The organism is Oscillibacter sp., assembly GCF_031978065.1.
In the GTDB taxonomy this organism is placed as follows: Bacteria; Bacillota; Clostridia; order Oscillospirales; family Oscillospiraceae; genus Oscillibacter.
The window spans coordinates 1-7,731 of record NZ_DALZCH010000133.1; the positions used below are offsets into that span (position 1 = coordinate 1).

The window sequence follows — 7,731 nt, forward strand, 5'->3', positions numbered from 1 at the left end:
CTTTCTAACTCATGACCACGCTTCCAAGCCGCCCGCAAGCGGGCAGACTTTACACCCGTGCGCCCTTACTCACTACCAGTGGATAGGAGGAGTGTCCAATCAGCGTGCGGTCCGGAAGCACCTCCACCCGTTTGTCGGTAATGATATGGGCCAAATCCGCGTTGCGGCGGATCACGGTGTCCTTAAACAACACGCAGTTACGCACCCGCGCCCCCTCCTCCACCACAACGCCGGGGAAGAGAATGGAGCCTTCCACTGTCCCCTCCAGCTTGCAACCGTCGCCAATCAGCGAGTTGACGCAGAGGCCGCTGGGACCGGCGTAAGCGGAGGATTTGTCCGCGTTTTTTGCCCGGATAGGCCGCAGCGCGGTGAACAGCTCCGCCCGGATGGGGGCGTCCAGAAGCTGCATGCTACGGTCATAATACTCCTGCACGGAGCGAATCTGGGCGGCAAACCCCGGCCAGATGAAGGAGCGGATATTCATCTCTCCCGCCTTCGCCTGAAGAATGTCGTGCCGCCAGCTATACTGGTCGCGGCTGATGCACTGGTCCACCAATTCCACCAGCAGCTTTGTGGACAGGATGTAAACCTCCAATCCCCGATAGCCCCGGGGCGTATGCATCTGGTATAAAACCTCCCGCACTCGTCCCTCTCCGTCGGACTGAAAATAGGTGCCGTTGTCCACAGCAAAGCTGTCGTCCCCGCAGACGGTGGTAATGTCCGCGCCGGAGCGAATATGCCGGTCCAGCACCTCGGCAAGAGGAAGATTTACCACAAGGTCTCCCTCCATCAGCGCCACATGTTCCTGCCGGATGGATTGGAGATAGCTGCGTACCCCTGCCAGCGCCTCCATTTTCCCCCGAAATTCTCCGTATCCGCCGCCCGGCCGCTCATAGGCAAAGGGGGGCAGCAGCTTTAGTCCCCCGCGCTTGCGGCTGAGATCCCAGTTCTTTCCGCTGCCAAGATGATCAATCAGGCTTTGATACTGCCCGTGGAGTACCACGCCCACATCCGTCACTCCGGCGTTTACCAGATTGGACAGGCCGAAGTCGATGGCCCGATACCGTCCGGCAAAGGGGAGGGAGGACGCGGAGCGCCCGACAGTCAGCTCCTTCAAATCGTTTCGCCGCTCATAGCAGAAAATGATTCCGTGCAGTCCGTTCATCTCGCCACCTCCTCGCCGCGTTCATCCAGCATGGCTTTGGGCGGAACGCTGATCCCCGCCTCCAGTACGCAGCCGGGGGCCAGCACCGCAAGCCCCCACAAAAGGGGGTCCGCTTCCTCGGGCGACGCGCCCACGCGGCAGTTTTCACCAATCACCGCGTCCTGCCCCACAATGGCATATTCCACCACGGCCCCGGCCTTCACGGTGACGCCCGGCATCAGCACGGAATAGCTGACCCTTGCCCCATCTTCCACCGTGACGCTGGCGGAGAGTACGGAGTTTTCAACCGTCCCCTCCAGATTGCCGCCCCGGTTAAAGGCACTGTGGCTCACCTTGGCGTGCTTCCCCAGAAAGGCCGGAGGCAAGGAGAGGGACAGGGCATAAATGGGCCACGATTCGTCCAGCAGATCAAGGCCCGACTCTGGGGAAAGCATATCCATGTTGGCGTCCCAGAGAGATTCCAGCGTCCCCACGTCTTTCCAATAGCCCTCAAAGCGATAAGCCGCCATTTTTTCGCCGTTTTGCAGCATGGCCGGAATGACATTCTTTCCAAAGTCGTTGTCCGAAGCGCTGTCCTTTTCATCCTCCTCCAAATAGGTCCGCAGGGTCTTCCAGCTAAAGACGTAAATGCCCATGGAGGCAAGATTGCTCTTGGGGTGCTTAGGCTTTTCCTCAAACTCCGTCACCATGCCGCCTGCATCTACGTTCATGATGCCAAAGCGAGAAGCATCGTCCCAAGGAACTTCCATCACCGAAATGGTGCAGGCCGCGCCGGTTTCCTTGTGCCGCTCCACCATTCGGGAATAATCCATTTTATAGATATGGTCGCCGGAAAGAATGACCACATACTCCGGGTCGTATCGATCGACAAAGGCGATGTTCTGAAAGATGGCGTTTGCCGTGCCCTTATACCACGTGCCGCCTGCGGCGGACTGATAAGGTGGCAGAATGTGGACGCCGCCTGTGCTGCTGTCCAAATCCCATGTCTGGCCGTTATCCACATATGCGTTCAGCTCCAGCGGACGGTATTGGGTCAGCACGCCCACGGTGTCGATTCCGGAGTTTGCGCAGTTGGACAGGGGAAAGTCGATGATGCGGTATTTCCCGCCGAAGGGGACCGCTGGCTTCGCCATATCGCCGGTAAGCACGTACAGCCGGCTGCCCTGGCCGCCGGCCAGCAGCATGGCGATGCACTCCTTTTTCATGCCTCTGCCTCCTTATTTACCGAGCTTTCGTGCCGCCTTTTTCGCGGCTCCCCGCCCGGTGCTTTTCTCCTTCGTCCCCTTCGCCGCCGCCCTTTTGGGAGAGGGCGTTTCAATGCTTGGGATCTTTTTGGACACTGCGGCTTTCGTGGAATTTGCCGCGTTCTTCTTCTCCGCCCGCAGGAACACGCCCCCAAAGGGCGGAATGCGCAATACCACCGACTGCTCCCGCCCGTGGAAGGGAACCGCCTGCGTCTCCACCGGCGAATCGTTTCCATAGCCTTCGCCGCCAAACACTTCCCCGTCGGTGTTGAACACCTCTGTATACAGACCCTGCTCCGGCACGCCCACTCGATAGTCGGGGTAGGCGTTGGGCGAAAAATTCACCGCACACAAAAGCGCCCCACCCTTGGAATCCCTGCGCAGGAACACCGCCACATTGTTGTGGTTGTCATCCGCCACCAGCCACTGGAAGCCCTCCTGCCGGAAGTCCTCCTCCCACAGGGCCGGGGTGTTCTGATAAAATTGGTTTGCCGCTCGGAAAAACGCCTGAGTTTTACGGTTTGGCTCCTGCTTCAACAAATACCAGTCCAACTGGCCGTTTGCGTCCCACTCGTGCCACTGGCCAAGCTCCGGACCCATAAACAGCAGCTTTTTCCCCGGATGGGCAAGAAAATAGGCGTAAAAGCCACGGAGAGAGCGAAGCTGCGTCTCATAGTCCCCCGGCATCTTCCCCACCAGCGAGCCCTTCATATGTACCACCTCGTCGTGGGACATGGGAAGCACGTAATTCTCAGAAAACGCGTACACCATGGAAAAGGTAATGTCCTTGTGATTGAACTGGCGGAAATAGGGGTCCAGCTTTAAATAATGACATATGTCGTTCATCCAGCCCATATTCCACTTGAGGTTGAAGCCCAGCCCTCCATCCTCCGGCGGCCGGGTCACCATGGGCCAGGCGGTAGATTCCTCCGCCGCCATCAGTACCCCGGGATTTATCGAAAAGGCCATCCGATTCAGCGCCCGGAGAAATTCCACGGCTTCCAGATTTTCGTGGCCGCCGTTTTTGTTGGGGGTCCACTGGCCCGCAGGACGGTCATAGTCCAGATACAGCATGGATGCCACCGCATCCACCCGTAACCCGTCGATATGATAAGCCTCCAGCCAGAAGCGGGCGGAGGAGAGAAGAAAGCTCATTACCTCCGTCCGTCCGTAGTCAAAAACCCTCGTCCCCCATCCCGCGTGTTCCCGCTTTTTCGGGTCCGCATATTCGTAGCAGCAGGTTCCGTCAAACTCATACAGTCCCTGTGCATCTTTGCAGAAGTGGGCGGGAACCCAGTCTAAAATTACGGAAATGCCGTTTTCATGCATATGGTCCACAAACCACATAAAGTCCTCCGGCGTTCCGTATCGGGAGGTGGGCGCGAAATACCCGGTGCACTGATAGCCCCATGAGTCGTCCAACGGATGCTCCGTCACCGGCAACAGTTCCACCGCGTTATAGCCCATATCCTTTACATAGGCGGCAAGCTCCCTTGCCAGAGAACGGTAATCGTAAAAATCCCCATTCTCCCGCCTGCGCCAAGAGCCAAGATGCACCTCGTACACATTCAGCGGCCCGGTGTTTCCGGAGCGGCTCGCCCGCTCTTGCCGGAAATCTCTGTCGCTCCATGGAAAACCAGAAATATCGTAAAGCTTGCTGGCGGTGGCGGGGCGGGTTTCCGTGTGGAAGCCATAGGGGTCCGCCTTGTAGCGGACCTTCCCGTCCGGGCCGGTGACGGCGTATTTATATGAGGTGTATCCGGGAAGCTCCGGCACAAAGCCGGTCCACGTCTCCCCCTCCCGCGTGAGAGGATCGGCGGAGATATCCCATTCGTTGAAATCTCCCACCACGCTCACCGTCAGCGCATGGGGCGCCCAGACCCGGAAGCGCCAGCCTTCAAGGCCCGCCTCCCCGGCGGGGTGGGCGCCAAACCAGTTCCAGCCGTCTGACAGTGTACCCGCGTGGAACGCCAAGGCATGTCCGCTCTCCCCCATGTCCTCACTCCTTCCCGCCGGGGAAATTCCTCCACCGGCGGTTAATCGTTTTCGTATGCGCTACGTGCGCCTGTCTTTACTTTCTTCAATTATACCTTAGGGTATTGAGAGCGTCAAGAACGTGCCCTGTCGAAATGTAGGTTGTGCTTTCGTGGATTTCAACGACTTTTTATAGGCCACACAAACGCTTTCGAGCAAATTTGTCTTTTTTTACAAAGTGTTCTTCCCGGCCCCATCCATCCAGAAAAGCAACAGAGGGCAGCCGCCAAAGACGGCTGTCCTCTGAATTCAGGTTTTTCCGCGGATTTTAGCGCCGCACTTGGGGCAGGTGATCTCCAGCTTACCCTTGCCCACCGGAACACGGCAGATGGTTTTGCAGCTTTTGCAGGTAAAGTATTTATGCTCCGTGTCGGCCCGGCGGTCCTTAGCGTTTTTGTGTCCGCTGCGAAGTCTCCACCAAAACTGCAAAAAGCGGCTGTTCTCCTCCCTGCGCTTGTAGAGGTTTTTGGAAAACATCCGGAAAATCGCCCATACCGCCAAGGCCATGGACGCCCAATAAAGCACCGCGCCCGCCACGGGCACCCGCCCCCGAAGGAGGGCGGAGACAATGTTCAGGCCCAGCGAGGTCCAAATCGCCACCAGACCCAGCCGGTCTGCGCCGTTTCGCCCGTACATCAGGCGGGCCAGGCCGCCTCGCAGCCTCTGCACAAATCCCATAGAGGAAGGCTCCTTTTCAAAACAACATATCCCATTCGGGATTCAATATATTTTACTCGCAATTTTTTCTCTTCACAACTCTTTCCGCTCGGAATTTACAATTTGGTTACTTCTTTTTCCGTTTTAAAGCTTCGCGCCGGTTTTTTGAGAAGCTTTTGCGTTCATTTTAAATGTAATTTTGAAATTTGATATTCCATTTTTAGCTGGGCGATGCTATAATAGTGTCGTTTTGAAAAATGAAAAAGGAGTGTATCATCCATGGCAAAGAGACAATTCAAGGCGGAGTCCAAGCGACTTCTTGATCTGATGGTGAACTCCATCTACACCCATCACGAGATTTTTCTCCGAGAGATCATTTCCAACGCCAGCGACGCCTGCGACAAGCTGTGCTACCGGGCGCTGACGGATCAGGACGTGGGCCTTGGGCGCAAGGATTTCAGAATTGAAATCAAAACGGACAAGACCGGGCGCATTCTCACCGTGTCCGACAACGGCATCGGCATGGACAAAGAGGACCTTGAGAGCAATCTGGGGGTCATCGCCTCCTCCGGCACCTTTCAGTTCCGGCAGGAAGTGGGAGACGACGCCAAAAATGCCGACGTGATCGGTCAGTTCGGCGTGGGCTTCTACTCCGCGTTTATGGTGGCCGACCACATCTCAGTGGTAACAAAGAAATACGGCTCCGACACGGCGTATCTGTGGCAGTCTTCCGGCGCGGACGGGTACACCGTCACGGAGTGTGAGCGGGAAAGCTTCGGCACCGACGTGATTATGCACCTGCGCCCCGACACAGACGACGAAAAATTCAGCGAGTTTTTAGAGGGCTGGCGTCTTCAGGAGCTGGTGCGCAAATACTCCGATTACATCCGTTTCCCCATCCGCATGGAGATCAGCAAAACCCGCAAAAAGGAAGATTCTCCCGAAGATCATCCTGAGTACGAAACCTATGCCGAGGTGGAAACGCTCAACTCCATGATCCCTCTATGGCAGCGGCAGAAGTCCAAGGTGAAAAAAGAGGAATACGACAAGTTTTACCGGGATAAATTCAACGATTATGCGGAGCCGCAGCGGGTGATCGCCGTGTCCGCCGAGGGGGCGGTGACCTATCGGGCACTGCTGTTTGTCCCCTCTCAGCAGCCCTTCAACTACTACTCCAAGGACTTTGAAGCGGGTTTGCAGCTCTATTCCAACGGCGTTTTGATTATGGAAAAGTGCGCTGATCTGCTGCCGGAGCATTTTCGCTTCGTCCGGGGCGTGGTGGACTCCGCCGACCTGAGCCTGAACATTTCCCGTGAGCTGTTGCAGCACGACCGGCAGCTAAAGGTCATCGCCGCCAATCTGGACAAAAAAATCCGGGCAGACCTTCAGAAAATGATGAAGGATGAGCCGGAGGAATACGCAAAGTTTTGGAAAAGCTTTGGCCGCCAGTTGAAATTCGGCGTGGTGTCCGACTACGGCGCAAAGAAAGAAGAGCTTCAGGACCTGCTGCTGTTTTACTCCTCCACGGAGAAAAAGCCCGTATCTCTGGCGGATTACATCTCCCGCATGGCGGAGGGCCAGGAGAGCATTTACTACGCCTCAGGCGAAACGGTGGAAGCCATCGACCGTCTGCCCCAGCTTGAAGCCCTCAAGGACGCGGGGACGGAGATTTTGTACTTCACCGAGGATGTGGACGAATTTGCCGCGCAAGCACTGATGACCTATCAGGAGAAAAGGTTCCTCTCCGCCCTCTCCGGCGAGGCCGCCCCCAAGGCAGAAAGCGAGGAGGCGCCCAAAGAGACTGAGGAAGACGACCACAAAGCTGTGTTTGACTTTGTGAAGGAAGCCCTCGGAGAGCAGATCAAAGAGGTGCGATCCTCCAAAATTCTGAAATCCCATCCCGTATGCCTGACTGCCGGGCCGGGTCTAAGCTTTGAAATGGAGAAATATTTTGCCGCGGTACAGCCCGAGCAAGCGCCGAAGGCGGAGCGTATTTTGGAGCTGAACGCGGCGCATCCCGTCTTCGCCGCGCTGGAAAAGGCCGTGACGGAGGACCCGGAAAAAGCGAAAAAATACGCCGCCCTCCTGTTCAATCAGGCTCTGCTCATCGCGGGCCTCCCGCTGGAAGACCCCTCGGGCTACACTGACCTGGTGTGCGAGCTGTTGGTTTGATTTCAAAAAAGTGCGCATCGCAGCGAAGTAAAACGCGGCGATGCACAAAGCAAAAGACCGGTACTTAACCACAAAATCTATTCCCACGCCTTTATTCCCTTTGCTTCCATCCGTGTGCCATACCGCACACGGGTGGAAGCTTCTTCTTTCGTTCTTGCCATATTTTTTAGCCCGGGACTGTACCTAGCGGCGTAAAATTTTTGAAAATAGAAAGCTATTTCCAGACAGTTCCAGTAAATCCATCCGCATAGGGAAACAAATCCTGCGGATACTATGGCCACCTGTCCAAATGATGCCTTAGGAGGAATTTATAGATGAAAGCAACTGGAATTGTACGCCGCATTGACGATCTGGGCCGAGTGGTTATCCCAAAAGAAATTCGCCGCACCATGCGCATTCGGGAGGGCGACCCATTGTTGATTACATTGACACAGTGGCAACGGTTTTGCGGAGGATTGC

At 56.2% G+C, this 7,731-nt stretch carries 6 protein-coding genes; 2 read left to right on the forward strand and 4 right to left on the reverse strand.

The window, feature by feature from the left end; all coding sequences use genetic code 11:
- Window positions 1-49: 49 nt before the first annotated feature.
- The 4 genes from glgD to RTK01_RS14850 form a co-directional block, all read right to left on the reverse strand.
- Window positions 50-1,165, reverse strand: a complete 1,116-nt coding sequence (glgD, locus tag RTK01_RS14835) for a glucose-1-phosphate adenylyltransferase subunit GlgD (protein ID WP_312281715.1) — start codon at window positions 1,163-1,165, stop codon at window positions 50-52.
- Window positions 1,162-2,370: a glucose-1-phosphate adenylyltransferase gene (locus tag RTK01_RS14840; RefSeq protein ID WP_312281716.1), complete on the reverse strand. Its 1,209-nt coding sequence runs from the start codon at window positions 2,368-2,370 to the stop codon at window positions 1,162-1,164. The genes glgD and RTK01_RS14840 overlap by 4 nt, the downstream gene beginning before the upstream one ends.
- Before the next feature lie 12 nt (window positions 2,371-2,382).
- Window positions 2,383-4,404: a 1,4-alpha-glucan branching protein GlgB gene (gene glgB / locus RTK01_RS14845; RefSeq protein WP_312281717.1), complete on the reverse strand. Its 2,022-nt coding sequence runs from the start codon at window positions 4,402-4,404 to the stop codon at window positions 2,383-2,385.
- A gap of 288 nt (window positions 4,405-4,692) precedes the next feature.
- Complete coding sequence (locus RTK01_RS14850) at window positions 4,693-5,121, reverse strand: hypothetical protein (protein ID WP_312281718.1); 429 nt, start codon at window positions 5,119-5,121, stop codon at window positions 4,693-4,695.
- A gap of 258 nt (window positions 5,122-5,379) precedes the next feature.
- On the opposite strand from RTK01_RS14850, the gene htpG reads away from it, so the two are divergent.
- Both htpG and RTK01_RS14860 read left to right on the forward strand, forming a co-directional pair.
- On the forward strand, window positions 5,380-7,272 hold the full coding sequence (htpG, locus tag RTK01_RS14855; protein ID WP_312281719.1) for a molecular chaperone HtpG: 1,893 nt from the start codon (window positions 5,380-5,382) through the stop codon (window positions 7,270-7,272).
- 314 nt (window positions 7,273-7,586) lie between these two features.
- A partial coding sequence (locus RTK01_RS14860) for an AbrB/MazE/SpoVT family DNA-binding domain-containing protein (RefSeq protein ID WP_312281720.1) occupies window positions 7,587-7,731 on the forward strand: 145 nt, incomplete at its 3' end.

What these genes read in the sequence shown, in the direction of transcription:
- glgD (WP_312281715.1), bottom strand. Translation starts at nt 1,165, where the DNA reads ATGAACGGACTGCACGGAATCATTTTCTGCTATGAGCGGCGAAACGAT.
- RTK01_RS14850 (WP_312281718.1), bottom strand. Translation starts at nt 5,121, where the DNA reads ATGGGATTTGTGCAGAGGCTGCGAGGCGGCCTGGCCCGCCTGATGTAC.
- glgB (WP_312281717.1), bottom strand. Translation starts at nt 4,404, where the DNA reads ATGGGGGAGAGCGGACATGCCTTGGCGTTCCACGCGGGTACACTGTCA.
- RTK01_RS14840 (WP_312281716.1), bottom strand. Translation starts at nt 2,370, where the DNA reads ATGAAAAAGGAGTGCATCGCCATGCTGCTGGCCGGCGGCCAGGGCAGC.
- htpG (WP_312281719.1), top strand. Translation starts at nt 5,380, where the DNA reads ATGGCAAAGAGACAATTCAAGGCGGAGTCCAAGCGACTTCTTGATCTG.